Origin of the sequence: Arthrobacter sp. AL12, from assembly GCF_029960645.1 — a bacterium.
Classification (GTDB): Bacteria; Actinomycetota; Actinomycetes; order Actinomycetales; family Micrococcaceae; genus Arthrobacter.
In genome coordinates this window covers 275433-291367 of record NZ_JASBQY010000002.1, presented here as the reverse complement: position 1 = coordinate 291367, position 15935 = coordinate 275433, and the positions used below count along the sequence as shown (strand labels likewise).

The following is a 15935-nucleotide window of genomic DNA, read 5'->3' as shown; positions in this document are numbered from 1 at the left end:
GCGCCCTCTGACGCGGCACGCATGGTCGGCGAGATCGACCGGAACAACGGTACGCCCATCTACGTCCAGTTGCGGGAAATCCTCAGGTCCCACATTGTCAGCGCCTGCCCGCCCGGGTCGGCGCTGCCCTCCGAGCGGGACCTCGCCGGGCGCTTTGGCCTGGCCCGGATGACGGTGCGCCAAGCCATCGATGCCCTCGTTGGTGAGGAAGTCATCGAGCGGGTGGTGGGCCTGGGCACATTTGTCCGGAAACCGAAGCTGGATCTGCAGGTCAAGCTGACCTCGTACAGCGAGGAGATGCAGCGACGCGGCATGGTCCCGGCGGCCAAGGTCCTCAGCTTCGAGCAGATCGGCGCCAGTGCATTCCTGGCCCGGGAACTCCAGCTCGAGGAGGGGACCCCCCTGGTGCGGTTCCGCCGCCTGCTGCTGGCAGACAACGAACCCATGAGCGTGGACGAGAACTTCATCCCGGCCCACCGCGTGCCGGGACTGCTCGACGGCGAACCGCCCACCTCGCTCTACAACGTCCTGAGCGAACGCTTCGGGCTGGTGATGGAGTGGGGCGAGGACATGATCGAGGCCACGGCCGCCTCGCCCTCCACGGCCCGCCTGCTCAACGTCGAGGTCGGTTCGCCGCTGCTGAAAATCCAGCGCCACGCCTTCGTGGCCCGGGCCATGGTGGACTACTCGGTGTCGTACTACCGGGCCGACCGCTACAAGCTGTGGGTGCCGCTGCAGCGTCCCGGCGTCCGCCCGACCCGCAATTACGCCTCCGGCTACCGCCCATGACAGCAACACGGGGTCACCTCGCGCCCATAGGACCCTTCGGGATGGTCGCCAACTGACCCCGCGTTGTTTGCCGGATATGCGGAACACGCAGAACACGCAGAAAGGCCCGGTCCTGGTGGACCGGGCCTTTCTGGTGTTCACTGCAGCTGTTTAGCGGCTGAGCGTCTTCTGGGTCTCGCCTGACTCGATCGCCTCGTGGGCGCCGTGGCCATGGGCCGCCTCAAGCTCAGCAGGCGTGGCCGGGGCAACCCGGTCCTCGAAGAACCACTGCGACAGCTTCGCGCGGCGCTTCTCTTTCTTGTCAACGACGCCGTTGGCGTTCGGCTCCGCGGGAAGCGGAGACGGCGACTCGAAGCCGACGAGCTTGTAGCGCTTGTACTCGTCCAGCGGGGCGTGGACCTCGATGAACTCGCCGTGGGGCAGGCGCACGATACGGCCGGTTTCGCGGCCGTGCAGGGCGATCTCCCGGTCCTTGCGCTGCAGGGCCAGGGCAATGCGCTTCGTGACAACGAAGGCGATGATCGGGCCGATGAAGAACAGGGTCCGCAGCCAGTACGTCACATCGTTCAGCGACACGTGGAAATGCGTGGCGATGAGGTCCGAGCCGGCGGCTGCCCACATGACGCAGTACCAGACGAAGCCGGCCATACCGATGGCGGTGCGCGTCGGGGCGTTGCGCGGACGGTCCAGGACGTGGTGCTCGCGGTCGTCCTTGGTGATCCACCGTTCGATCCACGGGTACATGAACATCACGGTGAACAGGATTCCCGCCGGCACCAGGGCCGGGACCAGGACGTTGAAGCTGAAGACCTGGCCGAACCAGACCTGTTCAACGCTCCAGTTACCGATGGTGCCCGGCATCAGTCGGAGTGCACCGTCCACGAACCCGATGTACCAGTCAGGCTGGGTACCAGCGGAGACCGGGGAGGGGTCGTAGGGGCCGTAGTTCCAGATCGGGTTGATGGTGAAGAACCCTGCCATGAGGGCGACGACACCGAACACGATGAAGAAGAAGCCGCCGGCCTTGGCCGCGTAAACCGGGCCAAGCGGGTAACCGACGACGTTGCCGTCGTTGCGTCCCGGGCCGGGGTACTGGGTGTGCTTGTGCACGACCACCATAAAGAGGTGCATCACGATCATCAGGAGGATGAGCGCGGGAACCAGGAGGATGTGCAGCATGTACAGGCGGCCGATAACCATCGTGCCGGGGAATTCCCCGCCGAAGAGGAAGAACGAGATGTACGTTCCGATCACCGGAATGGACTTGATCACGCCGTCGATGATGCGCAGGCCGTTGCCGGAGAGCAGATCATCGGGGAGGGAGTAGCCGGTGAAGCCGGCAGCCATCGAGAGGATGAGCAGCACGCTGCCCACCACCCAGTTCATTTCACGGGGCTTGCGGAACGCGCCGGTGAAGAAGACGCGGAGCATGTGCACGGAGACCGAGGCGACAAACAGCAGCGCGGACCAGTGGTGGACCTGGCGCATGAACAGACCGCCGCGGACATCGAAGGAGATATCCAGTGAGGAGCTGTAGGCCACCGACATTTCCACGTTCTTCAGCGGCATGTAGGAGCCCTGGTAACGCGTCTCCGCCATCGAGGGATCGAAGAAAAACGTCAGGAAGGTGCCCGAGAGCAGCAGAATGACGAAGGAGTACAGCGCCACCTCGCCGAACATGAAGGACCAGTGGTCCGGGAAGACCTTGCGGCCGAACTCGCGGAGCATCCCTGACCCGCCGACGCGCTCGTCAACGAAGTTGGTAATGCGGCCGCCCTTGGTCTTGGCGACGAAGGCGGGGGCATTAGGCGTTGATACTGCGCTCATGCTCATCACGCTCCCAATAGCTAGGTCCTACAGGTTCTTTGAAGTCGCTGGTAGCGACCAGGTAGCCCTCGGAATCAACCGCGATTGGCAGCTGGGGGAGGGGCCGGCTGGCCGGGCCAAAGATAACCTTGCATTCCTGGGTCAGGTCGAAGGTTGACTGGTGGCACGGGCAGAGCAGGTGGTGTGTCTGCTGCTCGTACAGGGCAACAGGGCAACCAACGTGGGTGCAGATCTTGGAGTAGGCGACTATCCCGTTATAGGCCCAGTCCTCGCGTCCCGGGGAAGGATTGAGCGATTCCGGGTTAAGGCGCATCAGCAGAACAACGGCCTTGGCCTTTTCTTCCAGCTTGTGTTCGTGCAGTTCGTTCAGGCCTTCCGGAATGACATGGAAAGCTGAACCGATGGTCACGTCGGCGGCCTTGATGGGGGTGCCGTCAGGATCGCGGGCAAGCCGCTTGAGCTTGCCATCCTGGGGTGCCCACATCGTGTGCTTCAGGGCGTCGTCAGGACGCGGACCCAGATCACCGAAGATGGCCAGGGCCGGCAGGGGAGCCAGCGCCACGGCGCCCAGGAGGGTGTTGCGGATCAGCGGACGGCGCTTGATGCCGGTTTCCTCGGCGATGTCGTCGACGATCCGGACAGCGGCCTGGCGGTCTTCCTCGGTGCGGATGGCATGGCGCTCTTCCGAGACTTCATGGTCCGGCATGAGGGCTTTGGCCCAGTGCACGATGCCGGTGCCGATGCCAAGCATGGCAAAGGCGGTGCCGAGGCCCAGCAGCATGTTCTGCAGCCGGACCGTCGCGATCCCGGTACCGTCCCCCAGATCGATGGCAAAGTACGCCACCAGGAATATCAGGGTGCCAACGACCGAGGTCCCGAACAGAAGGGCTACCTGCCGTTCTGCTCGCTTGGCGGCCTTCGGGTCCGTGTCGGCCAGGCGCAAACGATGCGGAGGAAGTCCAGGATCCTGGAACTTCTCCACCTCATTCTGACCAGCCGTAGCTACGGTGCCCGAGTGGTTCGGACTGCCGTCACTATGGTTGCCCATAATTCGCCTCATCCCTCTCTCGTCTCGGCGAATGCCGAGTTAGCTTTCAATTCAAACTGCTGACGGGTCAGCAGAAAACTCTTACAGGTGCAACAGGTGGGCTTAGGACGTCCGGGACGTAAGCCAGATCGTGAAGGCAATGATGACGCCCAGGCCGGCGATCCAGACAAACAGGCCTTCGGACACCGGTCCCAAAGCACCCAGATCGGCGCCGCCGGGTGAACCGTTGGCTTCGATCTGCTTCAGGAAGGTAATGATGTCGCGCTTGCCCTCGGGGCCGATGTTGGCGTCGCTGAAGACCGGCATGTTCTGCGGGCCGGTGACCATGGCTTCGTAGATGTGCTTTTCGGAGACACCGCTCAGGGCCGGAGCGAACTTGCCCCGGGTCAGGGCGCCGCCGGCAGCCGCAGCGTTGTGGCACATGGCACAGTTCACGCGGAACAGTTCGCCGCCATTGGCGGCGTCGCCCTGACCGTCGAGGACACTTGCCTCCGGGATGGACGGGCCGGGGCCGAGCGAAGCAACGTAAGCGGACAGCTGGTGCGTCTGCTCCTCGTTGAACTGCGCGGGCTTCTTGTAGGCCTGCGGGCCGTTCATCTGCATGGGCATACGGCCGGTGCCAACCTGGAAGTCAACGGCGGCAGCGCCGACGCCAACCAGTGAGGGGCCGGCTTGGGACCCGCTGGCGCCCATGCCGTGGCAGGTGGCGCAGTTGGCGGCAAAGAGCTTGCCGCCTTCCTCTGCGTCATTTGCGCTGAAGCTGGTGCTGGCTTTGGCCTGGTTGACGGTGGTGGCTACGGCGTACAGCCCACCAGTGACCAGGAGGCCCATCAGCAGCAGTGCAATTGCTGCTAGCGGGTGACGTCGCTTCTGCGAGAGTGCCTTCACGTGGTGGTTCCTTTTTTCGATCCTGCGTTGGCTCCGGGAGCCACTTCTTAAAATTCTACCTCTTGTAGAACAAGAGCCAGGTATTGCTACTTGAGCACGTAGATGACCAGGAAGAGGCCGATCCAGACGACGTCGACGAAGTGCCAGTAGTAGGAGGTGACAATCGCGGAGGTTGCTTCGAAGTGGCCGAACTTCTTCGCTGCGAAGGAGCGGCCCATGATGAGGAGGAAGGCAACCAGGCCGCCGATAACGTGCAGGCCGTGGAAGCCTGTGGTGATGTAGAACGCCGAACCGTAAGCGTTGGAGGAGAGCGAGACATGCTCGGAAACGAGCAGGGCGTACTCAGTCGCCTGGCCGGCCACGAAGAAGGCGCCCATGACGAATGTCACGGTGAACCATTCGTTCATTCCCCAGCGGGTGAAGCTGAGGGGGCCGCCGCTTCGACGCGGCTGAAGCCGCTCAGCGGCGAAGACGCCCATCTGGCAAGTAAAGGAACTTGCCACAAGGACGATCGTGTTGATGAGCGCAAAGGGGAAGTTGAGCTTGGCTGTCTCATCGGCCCACATCTGTCCTGAAGTCGAACGGAGTGTGAAGTACATGGCGAAGAGACCGGCGAAGAACATCAACTCACTGGACAGCCAGACTACGGTTCCAACAGAAACCATGTTCGGGCGATTCAGCGTCGGGTGCGCCGGGGTACTGGGGGCATGGGTCGCAGATGTCACATAGACATTATGTCTATAAAACTCCCTCCTGCCCAACGCAAACCGCGTTTTGGGGGGACTTTTTCTACAAAGACGCGAATTCGCGCGGAAAAGTTCCCGGACAGGTTCACATTGGTCTTTGCAGTGCGCACCTCGATAGCATCAGAACGTGACTTCTCAGGCATCTGCACAGGCGGCAGTCAACACATGGCCGCGGCTCATCAACGCACTCATTAACGGGACGGATCTCACCACCGGCAACACGGAGTGGGCGATGAACTCGATCATGTCGGGGGAGGCGACGCCGGCCCAGGTTGCCGGTTTCCTCGTGGCACTCCGGTCCAAGGGCGAGACCGTGGATGAACTGGTCGGCCTGGTTGAGGCGATGATCGCGAACGCTAGCCCCATTGAGATAGCAGGGCAGAAGCTGGACATCGTCGGAACCGGTGGAGACCAGCAGAACACGGTGAACATTTCCACCATGGCCGCGCTGATCGCGGCCGGCGCCGGCGCCAAGGTGGTTAAGCACGGCAACCGTGCGGCGTCCTCGACCTCCGGGTCCGCGGACGTCCTTGAAGCCCTGGGCGTCCGGCTGGACCTGCCGGTCCCGCGGGTGGCTCTCAACGCGGAAGAGGCGGGCATCACGTTCTGCTTCGCGCAGGTATTCCACCCTTCGATGCGCCATGCTGCCGTCGCCCGCCGGGAACTCGGCGTGCCGACGGCCTTTAACTTCCTCGGCCCCATGATCAACCCGGCCCACGTGCAGGCCTCTGCGGTGGGTGTGGCCAATGAGCGCATGGCTCCGCTGGTGGCCGGGGTCCTGGCCAAACGAGGCAGTCGCGGGCTGGTATTCCGCGGAAATGACGGACTTGATGAGCTCACCACCACCGGGCCGTCCCGGGTGTGGGAAATCCGGAACGGGGCCGTGAGCGAGGAAATATTTGATCCGCGTGATCTTGGCATCCGTCAGGCAACCCTTGAGGAACTTCGCGGCGGGGACGCCGCGGCCAATGCCGCCGTCGTGCGGTCCGTGCTTGCCGGCGGCCCCGGTTCGGCACGCGATGCCGCCCTGCTGAACGCCGCCGCCGGACTCGTGGCCTTTGATCTGGATGCTGTCGGACCGTTCAGGGAGCGGATGGCCGCCGCTTTGAAGCGCGCGGAAGAGTCCATCGAGTCGGGTGCGGCGGCAGCTGTGCTGGACCGGTGGGTCGCACTCTCGCGCAGCTAAACAGTCCGCGGTAAGCCGGTTGTCGGGGCGGCCCGGCTGCCGGGCCCTGGACCCGCTGAATCCTACTGTTCGAACCCTAGGGCGAAGGCCGCGTCGAGGTCGTGCTGGGAATAGGCCCGGAATGCGATCTGGGTGGTGGTGTGGACAACGCCGGCCACCTTGGAGAGTTTGTCCGCGATGACGTCGGCAAGATCGTCGTGCTTCGGGACCCTGGCGATGGCGATGAGGTCCCATTCGCCGGTCACGGAGTAGACCTCGCTGATTCCCTGGATGGCGGAGATCTCTTCCGCAGTCTCCGGTATGCGGGAAGCGTCTGTCTTAATCAGGACGAAAGCGGTGACCACGTGTGAGCCTTTCCGGATCTGTTGCGCCGTTGCCGGCCGAGTGTAAGCCCCGGGCGGTACTCCTCCGGACCTCGGCCATGTCCCTGCAAGCCTAGTCCATCACGCCCCGCGGCGGCGGGTGTTGAACCGCCGGACAGCGGCGGCCAGGAGGCGGTATCCGAGCAGCAGAAAACCCAGGCTGAGCAGCGCCACGATGACGAACGGCAGGACCACGGTCTGCCCGGTGACTGCCCGCAGGAGCATGCCGATGGCGACCGTGCCGAGCCAGACCCCGACGCCGGCCGGCCAGAGGGCCAGGGGGGTGCGCCACAAACGCAGTGCCAGCCAGGAGAGGGCCGCGCCGACGAGGAAGGGCCAGGCCGTGGAAAAGACGCCGATGACGATGTCCCCGCGCTGATGGGCGTCCCGGCCGATGGCTGCGAAGACGAGAATCAGGGCGGCATCAGCGCAGGCTGCCAGCACTGCCGTCCGGCGTGCCGCCCTTGCTGGCGCGGACGGGGTGGCGGCTGGGCGGGGAAGCGGAGGCGTTGCGGAAGGCATGGTCCAAGCGTAGCCGGGCAGGCTGGAAGGCCGAAGATTGGGCGTTCGTGGCTGCGGTCCCGACGGCGGGCCGGTCAGCGCAGCGCCGTCGTTGTGCCGGTAACCCGGCGGGACTAGGCTCGGGCGGACAACCCCGCACCGCCGCCGGATTCCGCCTTGCGGCACGGGCCCAACAGAAAGAGGACTGACCGTGGCCGAGAAGATCACCACCTGCCTGTGGTTCGACAACCAGGCGGAAGAAGCCGCCGGGTTCTACGCATCCGTGTTCGACGGCGGGAAGGTGCTGGATGTCTCCCGCTACGGCGAGGGCGGTCCCGGCCCGGCAGGCCAGGCGATCACCGTGCGGTTTGAAATCGAGGGCCGGACCTTCACGGCCTTGAACGGCGGGCCTGCCTTCACCTTCAACGAGTCGGTTTCCTTCGTCATCGATTGCGCCACCCAGGAGGAGGTCGACCGCTACTGGGACGCCCTGCGCGCGGGCGGCGCCGAAAGCCAGTGCGGCTGGCTCAAGGACCGGTTCGGGGTCTCGTGGCAGGTGGTTCCCTCCGTGCTGGGCGGGCTGATCGGGGGACCGGACCAGGAGGGGTCCCGGCGTGCCATGCAGGCCATGCTGGGAATGCAGAAGCTTGATATCGCGGTGCTGCAACGGGCCTACGACGGCAGCTAGGGCGGACAGCGGAGCGCGCAGCACTGGCGCTGCGGGGGAGTTGTCCGTTGCGTCTTGCCGTCGGTTCCTCCCAGGGTGTCCAATCCATATAGACAGCCGCGCGCTGCACGGAAGGCCGTCCGTTCGGCCCCCGACGGATGCGATCCAGGAGGTTCCCATGGCCGCGAAAGACGCGAAGGTTCCGGCGAAAGCCGCCAGCCGGGGCACATCCGAACTCCGGCGGGCCGACGCCGGCGATGTCAGGCCGCCCGAACACCCTGAATTGATCCGGAATGTGGCGCTGGTTGGCCATTCGGGTGCCGGCAAGACGATGCTCGCCGAGGCGCTGCTGGCGGAAACAGGCGTGATTTCGCGGAAGGGCTCCATCGCCGAAGGCACGACCGTGAGTGACTCGGAGCCTGCCGCCGTCCACCAGCAGCGCTCCGTCGCCCTCTCCGTGGCGCCCGTGCTGGTTGGTGATGTCAAGCTGAACCTGCTCGACACGCCGGGATACCCGGACTTCGTCGGCGAACTGCGCGCCGGGCTGCGCGCGGCCGACGCGGCATTGTTCGTCGTTTCGGCGGTGGACGACATCGATGCTGCCACGACGGCGTTGTGGGGGGAATGTCAGCGTGTTGGGGTGCCGCGGGCGGTGGTGATCAGCCGGCTGGACCATCCCAGGGCGGACTTCGACGCGGCGCTCGAGAGATGCCAGCGGGCGTTCGGCGACACGGTGCTGCCGCTCTACCTTCCGGTGCGCAACGGGGCGGAGGTCACCGGGTTGCTTGGGCTGCTCTCGGACTCTGTGCTGGAACGGCCGGCGGACAATGCGCCGCCGGTCCCGCGGGAGGCCGACGACGGCGAACGCGCCGCCTCCGCGGCGGCGCGGGGCGCGCTCATCGAAGGGATCATCGCCGAGAGCGAGGATGAGTCGTTGCTGGACCGGTACCTCGGCGGCGAGGACATCCCAGCTGAGGTCCTTATCGGCGACCTGGAGGCGGCCGTTGCCCAGGGGTCCTTCCACCCGGTGATCCCCACGTCCGCCGAGACCGGCGTCGGGCTGGCCGAACTCCTGGACGTCGTGGCGCGGGCTTTCCCCCCGCCAACCGAGAACCGTGGTCCGGTGGTGTCCCACCTTGATGGCACACCGGCCGCCCCACCGGACTGCGACGCCGCGGGGGCGCTGCTCGGTGAAGTCGTGCGCACCAGCATCGATCCGTTTCTGGGCCGCGTCTGCCTGGTCCGCCTCTTTTCCGGCACACTGCGCGAGGACACGGCCGTCCATGTGGCCGGGCACGGGCTGGCGGACCGGGGCCACGCCGACCACGACAGTGACGAGCGTGTCTCCCACGTGTATTCGCCGCTGGGATCCAGCCTGCGGCCGGTGCCGTACAGCGTGGCGGGGGACATCTGCGCCCTCACAAAACTGGGGCCGGCCGAGACCGGCGACACGGTTTCGGCCAGGGATTTGCCGCTGCTGATCCAACCGTGGGAGATGCCGGAACCCCTGCTGCCTGTAGCCGTTGAGGCCGCCTCCCACGGCGACGAGGATGCCCTCGCCCGGAGCCTGGGCAAGGTCGCGGCAGGGGACCCGGCGCTTCGCGTGGAACGGAACGCCGAGACGCACCAGCTCATCCTCTGGTGCGTGGGAGAGGCGCACGCGGACGTCGTCCTGGGCAGGCTGCGCGAGCAGGGCGTGAACCTGCAGACGGTCGACGTCATCACCCCCCTTCGGGAGACATTCGCAGGGCGCGCGGCGGGCCACGGCCGGCACGTCAAGCAGTCAGGCGGCCACGGCCAGTACGCCGTGTGTGACATAGAGGTGGAACCCCTGGAACGTGGCGCCGGCTTTGAATTCATCGACAAGACCGTGGGAGGGGTCATCCCGGGACCCTTCATCGCCTCGGTGGAGAAGGGCGTGCGGGCGCAGATGCAGAAGGGCGTCTGGGCCGGCTTCCCGGTGGTGGATATCAGGGTGACCCTGCTCGGCGGCAAGGCCCACAGCGTGGATTCCTCGGACGCCGCCTTTCAGGCGGCGGGGGCATTGGCCTTGCGGGAGGCAGCTGCCGCCGGGAGCAGCCAGCTGTTGGAACCCGTCTCGGCCGTCACCATCAGCGTGTCGGATGAGCATGTGGGCGCGGTGATGAGCGACCTGTCATCGCGGCGGGCCCGGTTGACCGGAACGACGTCGACCGGGGGAGGGCTGACTGAAATCACGGCCGAAGTACCGGACCAGGAGCTCTTGCGCTACACGATCGAACTGCGCGCCCTGACATCGGGAAGCGGCCGTTTCGGGCGGAGCTACCTGCGGCACGAACCGGTGCCCGCTGCCGCCGCCCGCGCCGCCACGAAGGACTGAGGACCCGTCCGGAACGCATGCCGGCGGGCTGGAGAATGTCACCGTGCGCGGGGGAGCCCCGTCCTACGCCAGCGCTTCCGCCCCGCCGTCGTCGTCCGCCATGGTCTCATCCGCCCGGCGCAGCGTTCCGCTGGCGGGGCTCTGATCGGGCCCATAGTGTGCAACGCTGGTGGTATGGATCTGGAGGTGTCGCCCGCGCTCACGATTCCCTCGTCGGAACTTGGCTGGCGTTTTTCGCGTTCATCCGGGCCCGGCGGTCAACACGTCAACACGTCGGACAGCCGCGTTGAACTCTCGTGGAACATCAGCGACTCTGCGGTGCTATCGGATGACCAGCGGCTATTGCTGCTCACGCGACTCGGACGACGTCTCGTCGCCGGGGTGATCACCGTGACCGCTTCAGAGCGGCGGTCCCAGCTACGCAATCGTGAACTCGCCCTGGCCAAGCTCGCCGACCTTGTGGCAGTGGGCCTGGCTCCCGGACCGGCACGACGCCGTGCGACCAAACCCACCCGCGGATCGAACCGTCGGCGCCTCGCCGCAAAGGAACAGCGGTCAGCGACGAAACGGCAACGACAGCGGCCGTCCGCCGAGTAGCGCCATCCGGTCCGCAGTGTTCAGCCGGGAGATCGCGGGTCCCTTGCGGACGGGGGCGCAGGGGAGTGGTGACATGAACTCTAATTCAGGTTCCCGCTGGCGCCCGCCGGCGTGTCAGCTTCGTGCCGGGGACACTGTCTCAACTTCTGTGTCCGGCCCATGACGGCACCGGCGCGAGCATCTTGAAATCAAGGCTGTATTTCCTGGGGAACGAACCCTAAGCTGGGCCCCACATTCCTCGGCCCGGGAGGCACCTGTGCATCTGTCAGATAAAACCGCCACCGCCACGACCGCTCAATCGCGTCACTTGCAGGAGGCTCTCATTGGGCGCCTGGAGAAGGGCAGAGAATGGGCGACGCCCGCCGTCGAATCCGCCCTCCGCCGCGCTCTCGCGGGGGTGGACAGCGGAATTGATGTGGCATCGCCGCGACTGCAGGCCAGCTTGAGGGCTATCGCCGAAGAACTCGCCGGGGGAGTTGAGACAGTCACCCCCAGGCTCCATGAGCGCATTGCGCGGATCATTCCCGATGGCACCGCGTCGGTTTCAAAGGCTTCCATGAGCAAGCAGCCCCGGAAAGCCTGGTGGGTTGCCGGTGTCGCGGCGGCGGCGTTCAGTGGGGTGGCTCTTTGGCGCGCGTCTCGGCGGCCCGAACGATCCAAGGAGCCCCAGCGTGCCCACGGCGCCGAGGACCGCGCGGATCAGAGCGGGCGTAACCCGCCAAGCTCTTCACACGCTGCGCCCCCGTCCCGCACCTGACAAATCACAGTTCACGTGCAATAATCACGGTTCTACTTGACATAATGTTGATTATCGGCGTTTAAAGCAAGGGAGTAGAAGTGGCTGCGAGAAGTCTCTTTCCGCCGCTGGCTCAGGCCGAGGTCGGTACGATGTTGTGGTTGAGCCGGAAAAGGTTTTGCGGGTCGAAACGGTTCTTCAGCGCCAAGAGTCGGTCATATTTGTCCGGCCCGTAAGCCTCACGTGCTGCCTCGGTGATGTCCTGTCCGGTTTCTGCGCCGAGGAAGTTGACGTACTGGCCGTCCTCGGCGAACGGCCGCATGAGAGTGTAGGCCTTCCGGGCGAAGGCGCTCAGCCGATCGTCCTCCGCCGGGTCGTTCCAGAAGCCGTAGATGTTCAGCCAGAACTTTGCCGAGCGGTGGGGAAACGCTGTGGCCTCCTCCGGCACACGCCCGAAGGCCCCTTCCATGTGGTGGATATCGATCCCGGTTCCCAGCCAGGTCACTTCAGAGGCGAAACCGACCAGAACGTCGACGGCATCATCGTCCATCCGCGAGAACGATAAGTTTTTCCAGTACCCCCGGGAGCCCCTCGGAAAGAGGTCGTCCATGGCGGACTGCCACACCGGCCAGGCGGTCGGGGCGACTTCTTCCTCGTCCGGGGGTGCGGCGGCGCGCAGTTGTTCGATCAGTTCGAGTCCGGGTTGGTGGTTTTCCGAAGCCCAGGCGAAGCCGATGATCATCCACGGCTCCTCCCCCATGTCCAAGTCGGGCGGGAGCACCAGGAAGGAGACGATCGGATTCATTGCCTCGGGTAGACCCTGCGTCCACTTGTCGAACGCGCCCAGCGCGCTTTTCCAGCGGGACGGCCGGTAGAAGAAGTTTCCACCCAGCACGGCAGCCGGCAACTGCCGGGCGCGGAAGGTGAAGGAAGACACCACCCCGAAGTTCCCGCCCCCGCCGCGCAACCCCCAGAACAGTTCGGGGTTATCTTGTTCGCTGGCGTGCAGGTGCTCTCCCGCGGCAGTGATGACATCGGCGGAGACCAGATCGTCCAGGCTCAGCCCGTTGGGCCGAGTCAGCCAGCCGACCCCTCCGCCGAGGGTCAGCCCGGCGACCCCGGTGGCGCTGATGACGCCAAGCGGCACGGCCAGTCCGTGCGTGGTGGTGGCCCGGTCCACGTCCGCCAGGGTCGCCCCGGGTTCGACGGTCACGAGCCGGTTTTCCACATCGACCTCCACCCCGCGCAACTGGCCCAGATCCAGCACCAGGCCACCTTCGACGGTGCTGTGGCCGGCGATGTTGTGCCCGCCCCCGCGTACGGCAAGCGGCAGGCCGGTGCGCCGGGCCGTCTGAAGGACGGGATCAATGTCTCCGACGCCTCCCGCCCGGATCACGGCCCGCGGATGCACGTCGATCATGCCGTTCCATACCGCCCGGGCCTCGTCGTACAAGGGATCTTGCGGTTCGATCACCGACCCTGCCAGTTGCCCGCGCAACTCCTGCAGGGCACGGTCCTCGTCGCCGGCCTGCTCGCCCTGATGCTTTGTGCTCATCGGTCTGCTGCCTCCGTGCCTGGGGGTTGGTACCCCTGGTCCAACAGTGGAATTGATCTCCCCGGGGTCGGCGCTGCACGGCGATGCTTCCAGCCGCCACGGCACCGGAACAGCTCGCGGTGTCCACAGTATAGATTCGCCTGCGGCGCCGGACAACGGACTACAGGTATCCGCACCTAGGCGCCCACGCACGGAAGGGTAGATCGCGAATTGACTGTCCAGCGGGTTGCCGAGTGCGGCTGGCGGCGAATCAACGCACCGTCACCGCGCGACGTAGGCCGCCAGGTGCTCGCCGGTGAGGGTGCTGCGGGCCGCGATCAGCCCGGCCGGTGTGCCCTCGAAGACGATCCGGCCGCCGTCGTGCCCGGCGCCCGGGCCCAGATCTATGATCCAGTCGGCGTGCGCCATGACGGCCTGGTGGTGTTCGATGACGATGACCGACTTGCCGGAGTCCACCAGGCGGTCCAGGAGGCCCAGCAGGTTCTGGACATCGGCGAGGTGCAGGCCTGTGGTGGGCTCGTCGAGGACGTAGACGTCACCCTTCTCGGCCATCTGGGTGGCCAGCTTGACCCTCTGCCGCTCGCCGCCGGACAGCGTGGTGAGCGGCTGTCCCAGGGTCAGGTAGCCAAGCCCGACGTCTGCGAGCCGGCCGAGGATCTTGTGAGCCGCCGGCGTCTTCGCCTCGCCGGCTCCAAAGAACGCCTCGGCCTCGGTCATTGACATGGCCAGCACTTCGGCGATGTTGCGGCCGCCCAGCTGGTATTCCAGGACTGACGCCTGGAACCTCCGGCCCTCGCAGACCTCGCAGGTGGACTCGACGGTGGCCATCACACCCAGTTCGGTGAAAATGACGCCCGCGCCGTTGCAGGTGGGACAGGCGCCTTCCGAATTGGAGCTGAACAGGGCCGGCTTCACGCCGTTGGCCTTGGCGAACGCCTTGCGGATCGGCTCTAGAAGGCCCGTGTACGTCGCCGGGTTGCTGCGCCTGGACCCCCTGATCGCCCCCTGATCGATCACCACCACGCCGTCCCGGCCGGCGACCGAACCCTGGATCAGCGAGCTCTTCCCCGACCCGGCCACGCCGGTGAGCACGCACAGCATCCCGAGCGGGATATCGACGTCGACGTCCTTGAGGTTGTGCGTCGAGGCACCGCGCACCGCGAGCGTCCCGGACGGTTTACGCACCGATTCCTTGACCCTGGCCCGGTCATCGAGGTGGCGTCCGGTGATGGTGTCACTCCCCCGCAGGGCCTCCACGCTTCCCTCAAAGCAGACGCGGCCGCCCTCGGTGCCGGCGCCGGGGCCAAGGTCAACGACGTGGTCGGCGATGGCGATGGTCTCCGGCTTGTGCTCGACGACGAGCACCGTGTTGCCTTTGTCCCGCAGCTGCAGCAGGAGCCGGTTCATCCGCTCGATGTCATGCGGGTGCAGGCCGATCGTCGGCTCGTCGAAGACGTAGGTGATATCCGTCAGGGACGAGCCGAGGTGCCGGATCATCTTGGTGCGCTGTGCTTCTCCCCCGGACAGCGTGCCCGCCGGCCGGTCCAGCGAGAGGTAGCCCAGCCCGATTTCGGCGAACGAGTCGAGCAGGTGCTGCAGGCCATGGAGCAGCGGCGCGACGGAAGGCTCGTCGAGCCCGCGGACCCACCCTGCCAGATCGCTGATCTGCATCCCGCACAGCTCGGCGATATTCTTGCCCTGGATCTTCGAGGACCGGGCCTCCGGGCTGAGCCGTGTGCCGTCGCATTCCGGGCAGGCCTGGAACGTGATGGCACGCTCCACGAAGGCCCGGATGTGGGGCTGCATCGCGTCGACGTCCCTGGAGAGCATCGATTTCTGGATCTTCGGGATCAGGCCCTCATACGTCAGGTTGATTCCCTCGACCTTGATCTTGGTCGGCTCCTTGAAGAGGAGGTCCTGCATTTCCTTCTTGGTGAACTTCGCGATCGGCTTGTCCATGTTGAAGCCGGCGCCGCTGAAGATGCGGCCGTACCAGCCGTCCATGCTGTAGCCGGGGATCGTCAGCGCGCCCTCGGCGAGCGACTTGCTCTCGTCGTAGAGCGCGGTGAGGTCGAAGTCGGAGACCGAGCCCATGCCCTCGCAGCGCGGACACATCCCGCCCAAATAGACGGCGTTCTGGACGACGCTTTTCTCCACCCGGCCGCCCTTTTCGGTGCTCATCACCCCGCTTGCCTTCCGGGTCGGGACGTTGAAGGAGAATGCCGTGGGCGGCCCCACATACGGCGATCCCAGGCGGCTGAAAAGGATCCGGAGCATGGCGTTGGCGTCGGTGGCCGTGCCCACCGTGGAACGGGGGTTCGCGCCCATCCGTTCCTGGTCGACGATGATCGCCGTCGTCAGCCCCTCAAGGTGGTCGACGTCCGGACGCGCCAGGTTGGGCATGAACCCCTGCACAAAGGCGCTGTACGTCTCGTTGATCATCCGCTGCGACTCAGCGGCGATGGTGGCGAACACGAGCGAGCTCTTGCCGGAGCCGGACACACCGGTGAACACCGTCAGACGGCGTTTCGGGATCTCGATGCTGATGTCTTTGAGGTTGTTCTCACGGGCTCCGACCACGCGGATCAGGTCGTGGCTGTCGGCAACATGCAGCGAACGCGGCTGCGTGCCGGGCCGCGCATCCGGCTGCGTTTCCGACGTCGAAGCCATGCTC

At 65.8% G+C, this 15935-nt stretch carries 13 protein-coding genes; 5 read left to right on the top strand and 8 right to left on the bottom strand.

Translation table 11 applies throughout. From position 1 onward, the window contains the following. Positions 1-21: 21 nt before the first annotated feature. Positions 22-789: a GntR family transcriptional regulator gene (locus QK291_RS04115; RefSeq protein ID WP_282379493.1), complete on the top strand. Its 768-nt coding sequence runs from the start codon at positions 22-24 to the stop codon at positions 787-789. A gap of 150 nt (positions 790-939) precedes the next feature. Here the strand turns inward: QK291_RS04115 and QK291_RS04110 are convergent, their stop codons facing one another. From QK291_RS04110 to QK291_RS04095, 4 genes are all read right to left on the bottom strand, one after another. Beyond that, entirely contained in the window at positions 940-2616 is a 1677-nt protein-coding gene (locus QK291_RS04110; protein WP_282379375.1) for a cytochrome bc complex cytochrome b subunit, read from the bottom strand. Further along, complete coding sequence (locus QK291_RS04105; RefSeq protein WP_282379373.1) at positions 2594-3664, bottom strand: Rieske 2Fe-2S domain-containing protein; 1071 nt, start codon at positions 3662-3664, stop codon at positions 2594-2596. Before QK291_RS04105 ends, QK291_RS04110 begins: the two co-directional genes overlap by 23 nt. A 102-nt stretch (positions 3665-3766) precedes the next feature. Next, a complete protein-coding gene (locus tag QK291_RS04100; protein ID WP_282379371.1) occupies positions 3767-4552 on the bottom strand; it encodes a cytochrome c in 786 nt (261 codons plus the stop codon). Between the two features lie 86 nt (positions 4553-4638). Beyond that, the gene (locus QK291_RS04095; RefSeq protein WP_282379369.1) at positions 4639-5217 is read right to left on the bottom strand and encodes a heme-copper oxidase subunit III; all 579 of its coding nucleotides are present in this window, start codon (positions 5215-5217) and stop codon (positions 4639-4641) included. 208 nt (positions 5218-5425) lie between these two features. On the opposite strand from QK291_RS04095, the gene trpD reads away from it, so the two are divergent. Then, entirely contained in the window at positions 5426-6484 is a 1059-nt protein-coding gene (gene trpD / locus QK291_RS04090) for an anthranilate phosphoribosyltransferase (protein ID WP_282379367.1), read from the top strand. 62 nt (positions 6485-6546) lie between these two features. On the opposite strand, the gene QK291_RS04085 is transcribed toward trpD, so the two are convergent. Together QK291_RS04085 and QK291_RS04080 are read right to left on the bottom strand one after the other, a co-directional pair. Next, positions 6547-6828, bottom strand: coding sequence for an Lrp/AsnC ligand binding domain-containing protein (locus tag QK291_RS04085; RefSeq protein WP_282379365.1), 282 nt, complete (start codon positions 6826-6828; stop codon positions 6547-6549). 99 nt (positions 6829-6927) lie between these two features. Beyond that, on the bottom strand, positions 6928-7368 hold the full coding sequence (locus QK291_RS04080) for a DUF3054 domain-containing protein (protein ID WP_282379363.1): 441 nt from the start codon (positions 7366-7368) through the stop codon (positions 6928-6930). Positions 7369-7558: 190 nt separating this feature from the next. Between QK291_RS04080 and QK291_RS04075 the strand changes: the two genes are divergently transcribed. The 3 genes from QK291_RS04075 to arfB all read left to right on the top strand — a co-directional run bounded on the left by QK291_RS04075 (position 7559) and on the right by arfB (position 10970). Further along, positions 7559-8035: a VOC family protein gene (locus QK291_RS04075; RefSeq protein WP_282379361.1), complete on the top strand. Its 477-nt coding sequence runs from the start codon at positions 7559-7561 to the stop codon at positions 8033-8035. Positions 8036-8192: 157 nt separating this feature from the next. Beyond that, the gene (locus tag QK291_RS04070; RefSeq protein WP_282379360.1) at positions 8193-10373 is read left to right on the top strand and encodes an elongation factor G-like protein EF-G2; all 2181 of its coding nucleotides are present in this window, start codon (positions 8193-8195) and stop codon (positions 10371-10373) included. A gap of 174 nt (positions 10374-10547) precedes the next feature. Beyond that, positions 10548-10970, top strand: coding sequence for an alternative ribosome rescue aminoacyl-tRNA hydrolase ArfB (arfB, locus tag QK291_RS04065; protein WP_282379358.1), 423 nt, complete (start codon positions 10548-10550; stop codon positions 10968-10970). Between the two features lie 869 nt (positions 10971-11839). On the opposite strand, the gene QK291_RS04060 is transcribed toward arfB, so the two are convergent. After that, positions 11840-13261 carry an FAD-binding oxidoreductase gene (locus QK291_RS04060; protein ID WP_282379356.1) on the bottom strand — a complete coding sequence of 474 codons (1422 nt, stop codon included), beginning with the start codon at positions 13259-13261 and terminating at the stop codon, positions 11840-11842. Between the two features lie 261 nt (positions 13262-13522). Further along, on the bottom strand, positions 13523-15931 hold the full coding sequence (locus QK291_RS04055; RefSeq protein WP_282379491.1) for an excinuclease ABC subunit UvrA: 2409 nt from the start codon (positions 15929-15931) through the stop codon (positions 13523-13525). Positions 15932-15935 lie beyond the last annotated feature (4 nt).